This window comes from Labrys monachus (assembly GCF_030814655.1).
Classification (GTDB): Bacteria; Pseudomonadota; Alphaproteobacteria; order Rhizobiales; family Labraceae; genus Labrys; species Labrys monacha.
On sequence record NZ_JAUSVK010000001.1, the window covers coordinates 5,521,096 to 5,537,021 of the forward strand.

Genomic DNA, 15,926 nt, shown 5'->3' on the forward strand with positions numbered 1-15,926 from the left:
AGAACGCAAAAGCTTGAAGCGATGTGCCGATTCATTTTATCAGTTCGTTGGGGAGTCGCAAGGTAGGGATGAGATCATGATCCGTGTGGTGGTTGCCGGCTCGACCGGCTGGGTGGGCAAGGCGCTGGTTCCCGCCATCGCGGCGGCGGACGGCCTCGTCCTCGCCGGCGCGGTCTCGCGCCGGGCGGCAGGCCAGGATGCCGGCGCGGCGGTGGGCATCGCGCCGGTCGGCGTGACCATCGCCTCCAGTCTCGCCGAAGCCCTGGAGGCGCCCTCGGACGTGGTGGTCGATTACACCAAGCCCGATGCGGTGAAAGCGCATGTGCTCGCCGCCGTGGCGGCCGGACGGCGCGTCGTCGTGGGCACCTCGGGCCTCGGCGCGGCCGACTATGCCGAGATCGAAGCGGCGGCGGCGGCGCAGGGGCTCGGCGTCGTCGCGGCCGGCAATTTCTCGATCACCGCCACCCTGCTCAAGCGCTTCGCCCTCATGGCCGCCCGCTACGTGCCCGATGTCGAAATCATCGATTATGCCGGCGCCAGGAAGCCGGACGCGCCTTCGGGCACGGCGCGCGAGCTCGCGGAAGCCCTCGCCGGCATCCGCGGCACGTCGACGGCGAGGCCGGCCGGCGAGGTCACGGGCGTTCCCGGCACGCGGGGCGCGGCGGTCGGCGAGGCGCCGGGCGTGCAGGTGCACGCCTTGCGGCTGCCCTCCTACGTCCTCTCCTGCGAGGCGCTGTTCGGACTTCCCGACGAAAGGCTGACCATCCGGCACGATGCGGGCTCGTCCGCCGCACCCTACGTCGCCGGCACGCTTCTCGCCATCCGCCGCGTCATGGGCATCACCGGCCTCGTGCGCGGCCTCGACAACCTCATCGACTGAGCGACATGGAACTCTCGATCGCCGAACTGACGCAGCGCTTTCCCGATTTTCGCGTCGCGGTGCTCGTGGCCGAGAGGCTGAGCATCGGCCAGGACCGATCCGAAGAACTCGACGGCGCCATCCACGCCATGGAAGCGGCCAGCCGCGCCCGTCATGCCGGTATCGAACTGTCCGCCATTCCCGGCGTCGCGGCCTGGCGAAGCGCCTATAAGGGCTTCGGCATCAAGAAGACGAGCTATCGATCCTCGGTGGAACGGCTGCTCAAGCGGGTGATCGCCGGCGACGGCCTGCCGCGGATCAACAGCTTCGTCGACATCTACAACGCCGTCTCGCTGGCGCACGGCTTCTGCGTCGGCGCCGACGACCTCGACAGGATCGCGCCCCCGGTTGCCTTCCGCTTTTCGCGGCCGGGCGACACCTTCCTCGACATGGGCGCGGAGGCGGGCGAGGATCCGAACGATCCGCCCAAGGACGGCGAGGTCGTGCTCGCCGATACGCGCCACGTCCTGTGCCGGCGCTGGAACTGGCGGCAGGACATGCGCTCGGCTATCACGACGGAGACCAGGCGCGCGCTGATCACCGTGCAGGCCAATGGCTGGGGCGACCTCGAAGCCGCCGTAGGGGAGCTGGCCGGCCTACTGGCGCATCAGTGCGGCGCGGATGTGCGGATCGGCTATGCCGATGCGCAGACCCCCCGAATCGCGATCGGATGACGGGAGACCGATCCCCGGGTGCGCGGACGTCCCGTCCGCTCTTGGAAACGCTGCGTTCGCGGGTCGGAAGAGCGGACGGGACGTCCGCGCACCCGGGAGCCCCGCTCTATGCCGCCGCGCGTTCGACGCGCGGCCTCAGGCCCAGCAGGTGGCAGATCGCGTAGACGAGGTCCGCCTTGTTCATCGTGTAGAAGTGGAAATCGCTGACGCCGCGGTCGACGAGGTCGAAGACCTGCTCGGCCGCCACAGCGGCTGCCACCAGCTTGCGGGTGGCGACGTCGTCGTCCAGGCCTTCGAAACGATCGGCGAGCCGCTTGGGCACGCTGGTGCCGCAGCGTTCGGCGAAGCTCTTCACCTGCCTGAAATTCTGCACCGGCACGATGCCGGGCACGATCGGAATGTCGATACCCGCCTCGCGCACGCGGTCGATGAAGCGCAGATAATGCTCGTTGTCGAAGAAGAACTGGGTGATGGCCCGCGTCGCGCCAGCATCGACCTTGGCCTTGAGGATGTCGATGTCGAAGGCGAGCGAGGGGCTCTCCGGGTGCTTTTCCGGATAGGCGGAGACCGAGACCTCGAAGTCGCCGAGGGCCTTGATGCCCGCGACCAGGTCGGCCGAATGGGCGTATCCGCCCGGATGCGGTTCATAGCGGGCACCGACGCCCGCTGGCGGATCGCCGCGCAGCGCCACGATATGGCGCACGCCGACCTCGGCATAGGAGCGGATCACGGCATCGACCTCGTCCCGCGTCGCACCGACGCAGGTCAAGTGCGCGGCCGGATGGATCGCCGTCTCGCGTACCATGCGGGCCACGGTGTCGTGGGTGCGCTCGCGCGTCGAACCGCCGGCCCCATAGGTCACCGAAGCGAAGAGCGGATCGAGCGGAGCGAGACGTTCGACCGCCTCCCACAAGGCCGCCTCCGCCTCGTCGTTCTTGGGGGGAAAGAATTCAAAGGAAACGCGGATGCCACCGCGCGAAGGCAATGCATGCCCGGCCATCACGCCACCTCCCGGCCAATCGAGATCCTGTCCGAAACCCGGCGCGGATCGCGCCCCGTCCAGATCGAAACGGTGAGTCGGGCGGGAATGCCCGAAGGCTTCTCCGCCGCCTCGACCATTCGCCATCCCGCCGGCTCGAGATGCGCCGCCTCGAACCAGTGCTCGATCGTCTCCCGGGCGAAGCCGAGGCGGCGATGGGCGAAGTCCTCGCGCAGGAATTCGAGTTCGTGCGGCGCGAAATCGACGATCACCAGTCGCCCGCCGGGGCGCAGCGCCCGCGCCACCTCGCGCAAGGCCCTCGCACCGTCGTCGAGATAATGCAGCACCTGGTGGATGATGACGAGGTCGTAGGCCCCGGCCTCCACCGGCAGGGCGAAAAGGTCGCCCTGGCGCACCACCGCATTGCGGACGCCGCTGCGCTCGAGATTGGCGCGGGCGACCGCCAGCATTTCCGCGCTCGCATCGACACCGACGGCACGGACGGCGAGCGGCGCGAACAGTTCGAGCATGCGCCCGGTACCGGTGCCGATGTCGAGCAGCGCCTGCACCGGCCGAGTGCCGATCTCGTCCCGCAACGCGGCTTCCACCGCCTCATCCGAGGCATGCAGCGCGCGGATACGGTCCCAATCCTCGGCATGGGCGCGGAAATAATCCGCGGCGATCGCGGCCCGCGAGCGCCGCACTTCGACGAGGCGCGACCGGTCACGCGCCAAGACGCGATCGCTGCGGTCGAGGCCGGTAAGGATCTGCATGAAGATTTCCGATTTCTGCGTGGTTTCGGCGAGCTTGAAGAAGGCCCAGGCCCCTTCCCGGATCCGCTCCACCAGCCCCGCCTCGACCAGCAGCTTGAGGTGGCGCGAGATGCGCGGCTGCGACTGCCCGAGGATCTCCGTCAGATCCGTCACGTTCAGCTCGCCTTCGGCGAGAATGGCCAGAAGGCGCAGGCGCGTGGGCTCGCCCGCCGCCTTGAGCGCCGTCAGGACCGTATCGAAAGGAGCGAGAGTCGCCATCCGCGTGCCCAAAAATCACATAAAGATATCTTTATATCATTCTCGGGGAGAGGCAAGAATTTTGTTGTGCAAGCGACGACATGATGCGCAGGGGCGACCTCACGGGCACGGCGGCATCCGCTCATCGGCACCCGGCATAGGCCAAGCACCCGCTTCCCGTGCTGACCGGGCTTCTCACGGGCAGCCGGCCCGGCTTCGGATCAAGGAAAAGCGGGGGCGCGAATGGCTCGCCGCGCCGATCTATCCGCACCACACCCATTGCTCGGGCACGCGGATGTGGAACGCCTCGCCGACGCGAATCGCGCCGGGACGGTCCACATGGGCGACGACGCCGCGCAGGCGCTTGGCGGCGGCGGAGAAACGCAGGGCCAGCCCGTCCTTGCCGCCGCAATGCCTCGCGACCTCGGCCCCCGCGATCCGGCACGGCGCGTTCTGGTCGGTCACCGCCAGCACCGCGCCGGAGGGAAAGAACAGGCGGGTGCCGCGCGGGATGAAGGAGAAGCGGGGCAGGCCTTCCACGGCGAGGTTGGCCCCGAGCCATTCCGGTTCGACATGGTCGATGCCGAGATTGGCGGCGATGACGGCGAGCTCCTCGACCGAGACGATCGAGACCTGGCGCTCGTTGTGGATCGGCTCGCCTCGCTGGAACCAGGGCACGCGCACGTCGGCGGGCCGGAGGAAGCCGGCATGGCGGTCGCCCGGAATGCCTTCATGCGTCACTTCGAGCGCCGGCACCGCTTGCGCCCCGATCGCCATGCCGGACGCGGCGGCGACCGCGGCCACCCTGCCCTTGCGCTTGATCACCGGCGTGACGGCGATGTCTCCCGCCGGCTGGGGCTGGTCGGACGCGGTCATGCCGCCCTCTTCCAGCCCGCCGCCAGCACCCCGGCGCCGATCATCAGCGCGCCGCCGGTACGATTGACGGCCCGCTGCACGGTGGGCCTGCGGATCGTCGTGCGCGCCATCGAGGCCATCGCGGCGTAGAGGCCGGCATTCAGCGTGGCGAGAACGAGGAAGGTCGCCTCGAAGATCGCCATTTGCATCGCCAATGGCCGGCCGGCATCGAGGAATTGCGGCAGGAACGCCACGAAGAAGAGGATGCTCTTGGGATTGAGCGCCGTCACCACATAGGCATGCAGGAAGATCCGGCCGGCCCGGCTCGCCTTCCCGGCCGCCGGCGCACCGGAAGCACCCGAGACCGGCGCGCGCCACAGCTTGACGCCGAGATAGATCAGATAGGCGGCGCCGATCCATTTGAGCGCCGTGAAGATCGCCGCCGATGTGGCGAGCAGGGCGCCGAGACCGAGCATCGAGGCCGTCATCGCCGTGAAATCGCCGAGTGCCACGCCTGCGACCGTGGCGCCTGCCGAGCGCCGGCCGTGGCCGAGCGCATAGGAAATCACCAGCAGGACGGTAGGCCCGGGAATGGCGAGGAGCACCGCCGAGGCGGCGACGAAGGCGAGCCAGTGATCGAGGGCCATGCTGCTGCTCCGGAGCGAGCGCCGAGCAATCCACGGCTCGTGGCGGATTGCAAGGCCGAATCAGGCCGTTGACGGCCGGCGTCCTGCGCTTGGGACGCCGGCTTGAGCCGCTTCAGGCTCAGGCGCCGAGCCTCGCCGCGCTGCGGTTGGCGACGCGCCGCTGTTCGACGGCGGCGGCCAGGCGCTCCAGCACCTCGACCGTGGCGTCCCAGCCGATGCAGCCATCCGTGATGCTCTGGCCATAGACCAGCGGCTGGCCCGGCACCTGGTCCTGGCGGCCGGCCACCAGGTTGCTCTCGATCATCACGCCGATGATGCGGTTGTCGCCCGCCGCGACCTGGCCGCCGATGTCGTCCATCACCAGCGGCTGGTTCTCGGGCTTCTTGGAACTGTTGGCGTGGCTGGCATCGATCATCACCACCGGGGACAGGCCGGACTTGGCGACCTCGGCACAGGCTGCATCGACACTCGCCGCATCGTAGTTCGGCGCCTTGCCGCCGCGCAGGATGATGTGGCAGTCCTCGTTGCCCGTGGTCGAGGCGATCGCCGACAGGCCGTCCTTCGTCACCGCCATGAAGTGATGCGGCTGGGAGGCCGAGCGCACGGCGTCGACGGCGATGCGGACATTGCCGTCCGTGCCGTTCTTGAAGCCGACCGGACAGCTCAGGCCCGAGGCGAGCTCGCGATGGATCTGGCTCTCGGTGGTGCGCGCCCCGATCGCCGCCCAGGCCACGAGGTCGGCGATATATTGGGGCGTCGTCATGTCCAGGAATTCGCAGGCGGCGGGCAGGCCGAGATTGTTGATGTCGAGCAGGAGGTGGCGGCCGATCCGCAGGCCCTTGTCGATCTGGAAGCTGCCGTCGAGGTCGGGATCGTTGATCAGCCCCTTCCAGCCCACGGTGGTACGGGGTTTCTCGAAATAGACCCGCATGATGATCTCGAGCGAGGGCGAGAGGCGGCGACGCAAGTCGGCGAGGCGTCCGGCATAGTCCATGGCCGCCACGGGGTCGTGGATCGAGCAGGGGCCGACCACCACGACAAGGCGGTCGTCCGCGCCCTTGAGGATCGCATGGACGCCGGCCCGCGAGGCGGAAACGGTGCGGGTCGCCTCGATCGTGCGCGGATATTCGCGCATCACCTCGGCGGGCGTGCTCAAGGCCTTGATTTCACGGATACGAAGGTCGTCGGTGGTGCTCAACATGGCTGGTTTCCCTGGATGGACTGGGGTCCCGCTGGCGGCACAAAAAAACCGCCAGATGGGCTGGCGGTTGTTCGGGACTTGATTTGCTTCAATCTTCAGATCGAGCGCACCCCTACTTCCGCCAGCGGCCTGCGAAAGCCAAAGTACCAATAAAAATAGGGGGCGGTTGCAAGGATCATGGCGTGCATATAGGTGGGAAAGAAAGGTTTGTCACCTGTCTTTTGCGAAGGCCGTCCCTTTCTGCACCCATCGCGTTTCCGTGCCGGTCAGGGCACCATCTCCTGCACCTTGCCGGCGATCGCCTCGCCGAGAATGCGATGCGCGGCCTTGTCGTAATGGATGCCGTCGACCGGGCTCACGGACACCAGCGTGCCCGCGTCGAGGAACTCGGCACCGTGCCGGCGCGCCACCGCCTCATAGAGCGGCGGCAGCGCCTTGGACTTCTCGACGCCCCCGGCGAACATCACCCCCAGGAAGCCGGCGAGCAGGATCGGCGGCGGACAGACGATCAGCAGCCTGGCAGGCGGATTTCCCAGATTGGGCGTCGCCGCGATGATGCCCGCAAGGATGTCGACGCCGGCCGCGACATCCTCCGGCGGCGAGCCGAAGCGGGCCTTGAGGTCGTTGGTGCCGAGATTGAGGACGATGACGTCGAGCGGACGGTGGCTTTCGAGGCAGGCGGCGAGGTAGCGGCGCCCGTTCTTGAAATCGCCCTCGATGAGGTCGTCCCGGATGGTGGTGCGGCCTGGCAGGCCTTCCTCGATGACATGCCAGGAATGGCCGAGGATCTTGCGCATCACGCCCGGCCAGCGTGTCCTCCCGTCATACCGCCGCGCATCGTCCGGACCGGTCGCCGGCGGCGTGCCATAGGTGTTGGAATCGCCGAAACACAGGACGTTCTTCATGGCTCGATCCTCCTTGGATGGTGTTTTCGCTCGTCGCCCTACCGCTTCGCCACGATGAACAGACGCGGAAAGGCGAGCAGCACCTTGCCGTCCGCCCGCGCTGGATAGGCCTTTGCGATCCGGGCGGTATAATCGGTGATGAACCCGGCCTTCTCTGCCTCGTCGAGCGGATCGAGGAAGGGCCGGAGCCCGGTCGCGCGCACCCAGGAGACGATCGCGGCGGCATCGTCGAGCACGTGGTAATAGGTGGTCCGCCAGATATCGATCAGCGTGGCATGGCCGGCAAGCTGGTCGTAATACGCTCCCGCCGGCGGAATGCGGTCGCGCAGGGCCGCAGCGTCGCCGAGCTTGGCGGCCCACGGCCCCTCCCCCGCCGTCTCTCGCATCAGGCGGTGCGAAGCCTCGTCGAGATTGTCGGGTACCTGAATGGCGAGAACGCCGCCGGGTGCGGTCTGGCCGAGGAGACGCGGCAGCAAGGCAGCATGGCCCGGCACCCATTGCATCACGGCATTGGCGAAGATGAGATCCGGGGCGGCGGCGGCCTGCCAGCTCGCGGCGTCGCCCTTCTCGAATCGAGCGCCGGGAAGGCGCTTGCCGGCTTCCGCCAGCATGGCGTCGGAGGTGTCGACGCCGAGAACATCAGCATCCGGCCAGCGCCGGGCGAGGAGTTCGGTCGAGTTGCCCGGGCCGCAGCCGAGATCGACGGCGCGGGTGACGGTGTCGAGCGGCACGCGGCCGAGAAGCTCGAGTGCGGGGCGCGTGCGTTCGTCCTCGAAACGCAGATAGAGGGTGGGGTTCCAGTCGGACATGGGGCATTTCCTGAGAGCGCGGGCGTCCCCGCCCATAGGCGCTGAGATAAGAGGAGGAGGCGCTGTTTTGTCATACCCGCGCTTGTCCCGGCTATCCAGACTTCGTGCGGCATGGCGGCTTGCGGCCCGCTGGATTGCCGGGACGAGCCCTGCAATGACAAATCCTGGACCGTTATGGGCCAAAATCGCCTTGTCTTGGCGCCCTATGGGCGTCCCCGCCCGCTCTTGGCAACAGTACATGTACCATGAAAGAGACGCAGGGCGGCATCCCCGCGCCTGCCGCGTCAATTGATCAGGAAACCGCCATCGACCGGCAGCGTCGCGCCGTTCACCATGGCGGCGCCGTCGCCGAGAAGATAGGCAATCGCCTCGGCGACCTCCTCCGGCTGGACGAAGCGGCCGAGCGGAATGCGCTGCAGCATGGGGCCGGCCTTCGCCGGATCGCTCCACGCCTTCAGGGCCATCGGCGTCAGCACGACGGTGGGATTGACCGCATTGACCCGGATGCCCTGGCGGCCGAGTTCGTTCGCCATCACCGTGGTGAGCGAATCCAATGCCCCCTTGCTGGCGCAATAGGAAGCGTGATCGGCGAAGCCGAGGCTGGAGGAGATGCTGGACACGTTGACGATCGCCCCCTTCCGGCCACGGGCGATCAGGCTCTTCGCCGTCTCCTGCCCGAAGATCATCGCCGCGATGACGTTGACGGCCATCAGGTCCTGGAACGCCTCGACCGTGGTCTCGACAAAGGACTGCAGGGTGGTCGTGCCCGCATTGTTGACGAGACGGTCGATCGGCTGGATCGCCTGCGCCACGATGCGGACGGCGGCCGGATCGGTGAAATCCACGGCATGAGTCTCGGCGCCGATCTCCTCCGCGAGGCTCTCCAGATCGTTGCGGTCGCGGCCGACCGCGACGACATTCGCCCCCCGCTTGGCCAGAAGAAGGGCGGTCGCCCGTCCGATTCCCTTGGTCGCGCCCGTCACGACGATGCGCTCGCCGGCAAACTCCATCGCTTCCTCCATCAAATCGTCCTCTCCTCCCGCCGCGAGGCGACGCAAGGCAAGGATCTTGCGCGGCCGCCCGACTCAGGCGGTCGCAGGCAACGTCCCCATATCGATGACGAAACGATATTTCGCGTCTCTCTTCAACATCCGCCGTCGGCACCGTCGGCGGGCCGGATCGGACGGCCCCTTGCCGGAGACGAAGGCGCCGAGGCATCGCGGCCTCCCGCCGCCGAAGCGATGCCGGCACGTCAGGAGGCTGGCGTTCGCCCCTCATCTGGGCTAAGCCCGCCGGCCCTTCTCCGCCCGAGGAACCACCATGCCGCCGGACTACGCCCCTGCGCCCTCAAACGCTCAGCCGGTCTCGATCGGCATCGATTTCGGCACCAGCAATACCGTGGTCGCCTTCGCCCACGGGGACGGCCAGGCGGAGGCGCTGGCGTTCGATCACGACGGCACGATATCCAAGGGCTTCATCACCGCCCTGTGCTTCTGGGAAGACCGGGAGAAGGGCGGCCTGGCCACCCGGGTCGAGGGCGGCCCCTGGGCGATCGACCAGTTCCTCGACGGCAGCACGGCGCTGCGCTTCATCCAGTCGTTCAAGACCTTCGCCGCCAGCGCGACCTTCCACGAGACGCGCATCTTCCGCGAGCGCTACCAGTTCGAGGACCTGCTCGCCGCCTTCCTGCGGACCCTGGTCCGGCATGCGGATGCCAGGCTCGACCTTTCCTCCTCCAACATCGTCATCGGCCGCCCGGTGACGTTCGCCGGGCGCCAGCCGGACGATGCCCTGGCCATGCAGCGTTACCGAAGCGCCTTCGAACGACTGGGCGTGAGGGAGCCGACCTATGTCTACGAGCCGGTCGGCGCCGCCTTCTTCTACGCCCGCAACCTGAAGCGCGACGCCACCGTCCTCGTCGCCGACTTCGGCGGGGGCACGAGCGACTTCTCCGTCATGCGCTTCGAGCAGGCCGCCGGCCGGCTCCGCGCCGAGCCGCTCGGCCATGCCGGCGTCGGCATCGCCGGCGACGCGTTCGACTACTCGATCGTCGACCGCATCGTCTCGCCCCGCCTCGGCAAGGGCTCGCGCTTCCGTTCCTTCGACAAGGAACTGGCGATCCCCAACCATTATTACGCCAACCTCGCCCGCTGGCATCAGCTCGCGATGATGAAGTCGAACGGCGATCTCAAGGGGCTTCGGGATCTGGCGCGGACGGCGATCGAACCGGAAAAGCTCGAGAAATTCATCGAGATCATCGAATTCGACATGGGATTCGCGCTCTACAGCGCGGTGTCCAAGGCCAAGATCGCGCTATCCAGCCAGGACGAGGCCGCCTTCGAATTCACCGGCGGCGACATCGACATCCGCGCCACCATCAAGCGCAAGGATTTCGAGCGCTGGATCGCCCCCGATGTCGCGAAGATCGAGACGGCGGTGGACGAGGTGCTCGCCCGCTCGGCGACGCCGGCCCGCGAGATCGAACGGGTGTTCCTCACCGGCGGCACGTCCTTCGTGCCGGCCATCCGCCGCCTCTTCGCCGAACGCTTCGGCGAGGAGCGCCTCGTCTCCACCGACCAGTTCGAATCGATCGCGTACGGCCTGGCCCTGATCGGCCAGGATGCGCAGAGGCAGCGCTGGGCTGCGTGAACAGCTGTGCCCGTCTCCGGACCGGCCCGGCGGCGGACCGGATGTCCATATGCGCCAACTTTGCCCGGAAGGGTGCGACCATGCAGGGGCGATCACCAGATCACCCTTCCTGGAAACACCGAGCTTGTGGGAAAGGAAGAGGTCGATCGGTGATCGACCCTCCCATCGCGGACGCAGGTTAGCGCTCGCGGATGTCCGCGCTCCCGGGAATCAGCGCGAGAACTTCTTGTACTGGATCCGCTTCGGAATGGTCGAATCGATGCCGAGGCGACGCTTCTTGTCCTCCTCATAGGCTTCGAAATTGCCCTCGAACCATTCGACGTGGCTGTCGCCCTCGAAGGCGAGGATGTGGGTGGCGAGTCGGTCGAGGAAGAAGCGGTCATGGGAGATGATGACGGCGCAGCCGGCATAATTTTCCAGGGCCTCCTCCAGCGCGCGCAGGGTCTCCACGTCGAGGTCGTTGGTCGGCTCGTCGAGGAAGAGGACGTTGGAGCCCTCCTTCAGCATCTTGGCAAGCTGAACGCGGTTGCGTTCGCCGCCCGAGAGCACGCCCACCTTCTTCTGCTGATCGCCGCCCTTGAAGTTGAAGGCGGAGGTGTAGCCTCGGGAGTTCACCTCGCGCCTGCCGAGATAGAGGATGTCGTTGCCGCCGGAAATTTCCTGCCACACCGTCTTGTTGGGATCGAGCGCGTCGCGCGACTGGTCGACATAGCCCGGCTGCACGGTATCGCCGAACACGATCGCGCCGCTGTCGGGCTTTTCAAGGCCGAGCAGCATGCGGAACAGCGTGGTCTTGCCGGCGCCGTTGGGGCCGATCACCCCGACGATGCCGCCAGGAGGCAGGCTGAACGAAAGATTGTCGATCAGCAGCCGGTCGCCGAAGGCCTTCGAGACGCCCTCGACCTCTATGACCTTGCCGCCGAGGCGCGGCCCGGTCTGGATCATGATCTGCGCGGTGGCGGGGCCCTTCTCATTGGCCTTGGCGAGCAGATCCTCATAGGCGTTGATGCGGGCCTTCGATTTGGCCTGCCGCGCCTTGGGGCTCGCCGAGATCCATTCCTGCTCGGCGGCGAGTTGCTTCTGGCGGCTTTCCTCCTCGCTCGATTCCTGGGCGAGGCGCTTCTGCTTCTGCGCCAGCCAGCTCGAATAATTGCCCTCATAGGGAATGCCCCGGCCGCGGTCGAGCTCGAGGATCCAGCCGGTGACATTGTCGAGGAAGTAGCGGTCATGGGTGACGATCAGGATCGCGCCCGGATAGGAGCGCAGATGGCCTTCGAGCCACGCCACCGTTTCGGCGTCCAGGTGATTGGTCGGCTCGTCCAGCAGCAGCAGCTCCGGCTGCTCCAGCAGGAGGCGGCACAGCGCCACGCGGCGCCGCTCGCCGCCCGAGAGCGAGGTGACGTCGGCGTCATCGGGCGGGCAGCGCAGCGCATCCATCGCCTGGTCGACCTGGCTGTCGAGATCCCAGAGATTCTTGGTGTCGATCTCGTCCTGCAGGCGGCCCATCTCGTCGGCCGTCTCGTCCGAATAGTTCATCGCCAGTTCGTTGTAGCGGTCGAGGATCGCCTTCTTGGCGGCGACGCCCTCCATGACGTTCTCACGCACCGTCTTGTCCGGATCGAGCCGCGGCTCCTGCGGCAGGTAGCCGACGCGCGCGCCTTCGGCCACCCAGCCGTCGCCGGTGAAGTCCTTGTCGATACCGGCCATGATGCGCAACAGCGTCGACTTGCCCGAACCGTTGACGCCGAGCACGCCGATCTTCGCATCCGGGTAGAAGGACAGATTGACGTTGTCGAGGACCTTCTTGCCGCCCGGATAGGTCTTGTTCAGACCCTGCATGTGATAGATGAATTGATAAGCGGCCATTGCTGCCTGCTGCTGCTTTCAGGTTCGAGGATGGGCGGGGTGTAGCGGAGGCTGCGCTGCCGGGCAAGGGCGCGCTGCGGGGCGCCCGGACCCGCCGCGGCGAGGCGCATGCGCCCCCGAACGCGGCGCGGCCTCCACCCTTTCCGGCAGATATGAACGAGCCTTGCCGGCGTCAACGCCAGAACTGGAACAGCGCGTATCCGACGGCCACATAGTCGAAATCGATGTGGAGCGCCGTCGTGATGGTGGAGACCGCCCCCCAGATCACGGCGCCGAAGCGGGGCGACAGGAACATCAGCAGGAAGACGATGTTGAGGGCCGGCGCCACCCGCTGCGCCAGGGCCTGCAGATGATAGGGCAGATAAGGCCGGATGATGCCGAAGCCATCGAGGCCGGGGATCGGCAGCAGGTTGAGCACCGCGGCCGAGGCCTGCAGGGCCGCCAGGAAGGCGAGCGCGGACCAGAAGGTGGGATTGCCGGTCGTTTCGGGCAGGCCGAGCAGGAAGGGAATGCTCAGCAGCAGCAGGACCAGCAGGTTGGCGAGGGGCCCCGCCGCGGCCACCAGCGCATCCCAATGCCGGTTCCGCAGCACCACCCTGTCGATGTAGACCGAGCCTCCGGGCAGGCCGATGCCGCCGAGGATGAGGAACAGGATCGGCATGACGAAGCTCAGCATCGGATCGGCATAGGCGAGCGGATCGAGGCTGAGATAGCCCTTCGCCAGGACGGACCTGTCGCCGCCCCAATAGGCCGCGAGGGCATGGGCGCTCTCATGCACGCAGAGCGATATGATCCACCCGGCGGCGATGAAGGTGAACACCCCCGCCCGCGCGTAGAGCGCGCCCGTGAAAAGCGTGACGCCCGTGACCAGGAAAAGCACGAGAATCGGGATGAAATTGGCACTGAGGCGCCAGCGGGCCACGGCAGCTCTGGGCAAGGACGAAATCCGGCTTTGACGGGATGAGGATGAGGCGGGCGAAACTTGGGGCACGACCCATACGCCGGCCCGGCCCCTGGCTTAAATCAATTCTGCGTCCATTTCATAAATGATCGCTCCGTTCCGCACGAGGGGCTCGGCCTCCCCCTCTCCTCCTTGCACGGATCGTCATTATCGGACAAACCAAGCCGATCGCCCGAAGCGGCCTGAGGCAGCGGGCAATCCCGATCACACGGAGCGGATGGCCATGAAGGCAGTTGTAATCCATGCGGCAGGCGACCTGCGCGTCGAGGACGTGGCGGCCTCCAACCCCGGCCCGAACGACGTCGAGGTGCGGATCGGTGCCGGCGGCATCTGCGGCTCGGACCTGCATTATTATCGGCATGGCGGCTTCGGCACCGTTCGCCTGAAGGAGCCGATGATTCTCGGCCATGAGATCGCCGGCACCGTCACGGCGGTCGGCACGCAGGTGACCTCCCTCGTTCCCGGCCAGAAGGTCGCCGTCAATCCGAGCCGGGCCTGCGGCGTGTGCCGGTTCTGCCGGGAGGGGCTGCAGAACCACTGTCTCGACATGCGCTTCTACGGCAGCGCCATGCGCTTTCCCCATGTCCAGGGCGGCTTCCGGGAAAGCCTGACCTGCGATGCCGCCCAGGCCGTGCCGGTTCCGGACCATGTCTCCCTGACCGAGGCCGCCTTCGCCGAGCCGCTGGCCGTCTGCCTGCATGCCGTCACGCGGGCCGGATCGCTGCTCGGCAAACGGGTGCTGGTGACCGGCGCGGGGCCGATCGGCGTGCTGATCGCCGCGGCCGCCCGGCGCGCCGGCGCGCTCGAAATCGTCGTCACCGACATCGTCGACGCGCCCCTCGCGATCGCCCGCACGGTCGGGGTGGACCGTACCGTCAACGTCGCCGAGGCCCCGGAGGGCCTGGAGGCCTATGAACGCGACAAGGGCGTCTTCGACGTGATGTTCGAGGCCGCCGGCAGCGCCGCCACCCTGCTCACCGGCCTGCGGGTCGTGAGGCCGCGCGGCCTCATCGTCCAGGTCGGCCAGGGCGCGGAGGCGACGCTGCCGATGTCCCTGATCGTCACCAAGGAAGTGGAAGTGCGGGGCGCCTTCCGCTTCCACGAGGAATTCGCCACCGCCGTGTCCTTCATCGCCGACCGGCTGGTGGATGTCCGCCCCCTGCTGACGGATGTCGTCGCGCTCGACGACGCCCGGCGGGCCTTCGACCTCGCATCGGACAAGAGCCGCAGCATGAAGGTCCAGCTCGCCTTCGGCTGAGGCGCGCGCCGACCCGGGGCGGCGTCCCGTCGGAGCGGGCCCCGGTGCCATGCCGAGCGGGGGCCGGCGGTCCTACAGGCGCAGGCCGGCGCCGACCTTCTTGAGGATCCAGTAGAACAGCGCCGTGGCGATCACGCCGACCACCGCCGCATACCAGAAGCCGTTCGGGGTATCGAGAAACGGCAGATCGTGGGTGTTCATGCCGAAGATGCTGGCCACGAGGCTGCCCGGCAGCAGCAGCGCCGTCAGGATCGACAGCGCCCGGAGGGACCGGTTGGTATCGTCCGCCAGCCTGGCGGCGACCTCTTCCTGCAGAAGCCGCGCCCGATCCTGGACCGTCTGGATGTCGTGGTCGAGCGATTCCAGCCGCGCCGCCAGCCGCCCCGCCGCGATGTGCAGGGTCGGCGGCGCCGTCTCGTTCGGCCGGCCGTCCCATTTGCGCATCACATTGGCGAGCGAATAGAGCTGGCGATGGATGCGCACCATCGTCCGCCTGACCTCGACGACCCGCAGGCGCTCGTTCGTCGCCCGGTCGTCGACGACGTCGTCCTCGGCGGCATCGAGTTCATCGGTCATGACAGCGATGCGGCGGGCGACGGCATCGCAGAAGCGGTCGATGATGGTTTCGATCAGCGCCCCCGCGACCGGCACGTTCAGGCCGCCCTGCAGGGCCCGGCGGATTTCGTCCACCGATCGCAACGGCCGCCGGCGGCCCGAGATCACCAGCCTGTCGGTCAGGGCGAAGCGCAGGCGCCCGATCTGGTTGGTCTCCTCGCCGAGTTCGCCGTGAAAATCGGCGATGACGCCATAGACGACATGATCGGCGGCATGCAGGCCCAGCGTGTCGTCGAGAGCGAGGAAGGGCTTGCGCGCCTGTTCCGGCAGCGGCTCGAAGGAGCCGATCCATTCCTGGGCCAGGCGATCGGTCAGGTTGAAATGCAGCCAGAGCCAGCCGTCCTCGGCTGCGAGCGCCGCCGTAACCTCGCCGGGCTGCAGCGGTTCGGGCGGGTAGCCTTCCCGGAAGCGATAGGCCCAGATCAGGCCGGCGACAGCCTCCGGCACGAAAAAATTGCCCGGCAGCCGGGCCCTGTCATTCGTCAAATCGTCCATGGCGCCCTCCATGCGGCCGGTCCTTTCCGCAGCGAGCGACCAAGCGACTATGTTAGATGGATGGTAGAGTCGAGGAAGGGCGC

Annotated in this window: 15 protein-coding genes; 4 read left to right on the forward strand and 11 right to left on the reverse strand. The window is 67.5% G+C overall.

Translation table 11 applies throughout. The annotated features are described in order from the left end of the window. The first annotated feature begins 76 nt into the window (after positions 1-76). Together dapB and J3R73_RS25250 are read left to right on the forward strand one after the other, a co-directional pair. On the forward strand, positions 77-880 hold the full coding sequence (gene dapB / locus J3R73_RS25245; protein WP_307433801.1) for a 4-hydroxy-tetrahydrodipicolinate reductase: 804 nt from the start codon (positions 77-79) through the stop codon (positions 878-880). A gap of 5 nt (positions 881-885) precedes the next feature. Continuing rightward, on the forward strand, positions 886-1,593 hold the full coding sequence (locus tag J3R73_RS25250) for a B3/B4 domain-containing protein (protein ID WP_307433803.1): 708 nt from the start codon (positions 886-888) through the stop codon (positions 1,591-1,593). 106 nt (positions 1,594-1,699) lie between these two features. On the opposite strand, the gene metF is transcribed toward J3R73_RS25250, so the two are convergent. The 8 genes from metF to J3R73_RS25290 form a co-directional block, all read right to left on the reverse strand. Continuing rightward, positions 1,700-2,593, reverse strand: coding sequence for a methylenetetrahydrofolate reductase [NAD(P)H] (gene metF, locus J3R73_RS25255; protein WP_307433805.1), 894 nt, complete (start codon positions 2,591-2,593; stop codon positions 1,700-1,702). Continuing rightward, a complete protein-coding gene (locus J3R73_RS25260) occupies positions 2,593-3,603 on the reverse strand; it encodes an ArsR/SmtB family transcription factor (RefSeq protein ID WP_307433807.1) in 1,011 nt (336 codons plus the stop codon). The genes metF and J3R73_RS25260 overlap by 1 nt, the downstream gene beginning before the upstream one ends. A gap of 240 nt (positions 3,604-3,843) precedes the next feature. Then, positions 3,844-4,458 (reverse strand): MOSC domain-containing protein, encoded by a 615-nt coding sequence (locus J3R73_RS25265; protein ID WP_307433809.1) that lies wholly within the window; start codon positions 4,456-4,458, stop codon positions 3,844-3,846. Further along, positions 4,455-5,084 carry a LysE family translocator gene (locus J3R73_RS25270; protein WP_307433811.1) on the reverse strand — a complete coding sequence of 210 codons (630 nt, stop codon included), beginning with the start codon at positions 5,082-5,084 and terminating at the stop codon, positions 4,455-4,457. The genes J3R73_RS25265 and J3R73_RS25270 overlap by 4 nt, the downstream gene beginning before the upstream one ends. Positions 5,085-5,202: 118 nt before the next feature. Continuing rightward, on the reverse strand, positions 5,203-6,285 hold the full coding sequence (locus J3R73_RS25275) for a 3-deoxy-7-phosphoheptulonate synthase (protein ID WP_307433813.1): 1,083 nt from the start codon (positions 6,283-6,285) through the stop codon (positions 5,203-5,205). 266 nt (positions 6,286-6,551) lie between these two features. Continuing rightward, positions 6,552-7,190 carry an SGNH/GDSL hydrolase family protein gene (locus J3R73_RS25280; protein ID WP_307433815.1) on the reverse strand — a complete coding sequence of 213 codons (639 nt, stop codon included), beginning with the start codon at positions 7,188-7,190 and terminating at the stop codon, positions 6,552-6,554. Between the two features lie 38 nt (positions 7,191-7,228). Continuing rightward, complete coding sequence (tam, locus tag J3R73_RS25285; RefSeq protein WP_307433818.1) at positions 7,229-7,999, reverse strand: trans-aconitate 2-methyltransferase; 771 nt, start codon at positions 7,997-7,999, stop codon at positions 7,229-7,231. Between the two features lie 284 nt (positions 8,000-8,283). After that, a complete protein-coding gene (locus J3R73_RS25290; RefSeq protein WP_307437680.1) occupies positions 8,284-9,009 on the reverse strand; it encodes an SDR family oxidoreductase in 726 nt (241 codons plus the stop codon). 310 nt (positions 9,010-9,319) lie between these two features. Here J3R73_RS25290 and J3R73_RS25295 point away from each other — a divergent pair, with 310 nt between their 5' ends. Beyond that, the gene (locus tag J3R73_RS25295) at positions 9,320-10,648 is read left to right on the forward strand and encodes an Hsp70 family protein (protein WP_307433820.1); all 1,329 of its coding nucleotides are present in this window, start codon (positions 9,320-9,322) and stop codon (positions 10,646-10,648) included. A gap of 210 nt (positions 10,649-10,858) precedes the next feature. Here J3R73_RS25295 and ettA read toward each other — a convergent pair whose 3' ends face one another. Beyond that, on the reverse strand, positions 10,859-12,514 hold the full coding sequence (ettA, locus tag J3R73_RS25300) for an energy-dependent translational throttle protein EttA (protein ID WP_307433823.1): 1,656 nt from the start codon (positions 12,512-12,514) through the stop codon (positions 10,859-10,861). A gap of 172 nt (positions 12,515-12,686) precedes the next feature. Further along, positions 12,687-13,451: a site-2 protease family protein gene (locus tag J3R73_RS25305; RefSeq protein WP_307433825.1), complete on the reverse strand. Its 765-nt coding sequence runs from the start codon at positions 13,449-13,451 to the stop codon at positions 12,687-12,689. 247 nt (positions 13,452-13,698) lie between these two features. Between J3R73_RS25305 and J3R73_RS25310 the strand changes: the two genes are divergently transcribed. Continuing rightward, positions 13,699-14,733, forward strand: a complete 1,035-nt coding sequence (locus tag J3R73_RS25310; protein WP_307433828.1) for an L-idonate 5-dehydrogenase — start codon at positions 13,699-13,701, stop codon at positions 14,731-14,733. A 72-nt stretch (positions 14,734-14,805) separates the two neighbouring features. On the opposite strand, the gene J3R73_RS25315 is transcribed toward J3R73_RS25310, so the two are convergent. Further along, on the reverse strand, positions 14,806-15,843 hold the full coding sequence (locus J3R73_RS25315; RefSeq protein WP_307433831.1) for a CorA family divalent cation transporter: 1,038 nt from the start codon (positions 15,841-15,843) through the stop codon (positions 14,806-14,808). Positions 15,844-15,926 lie beyond the last annotated feature (83 nt).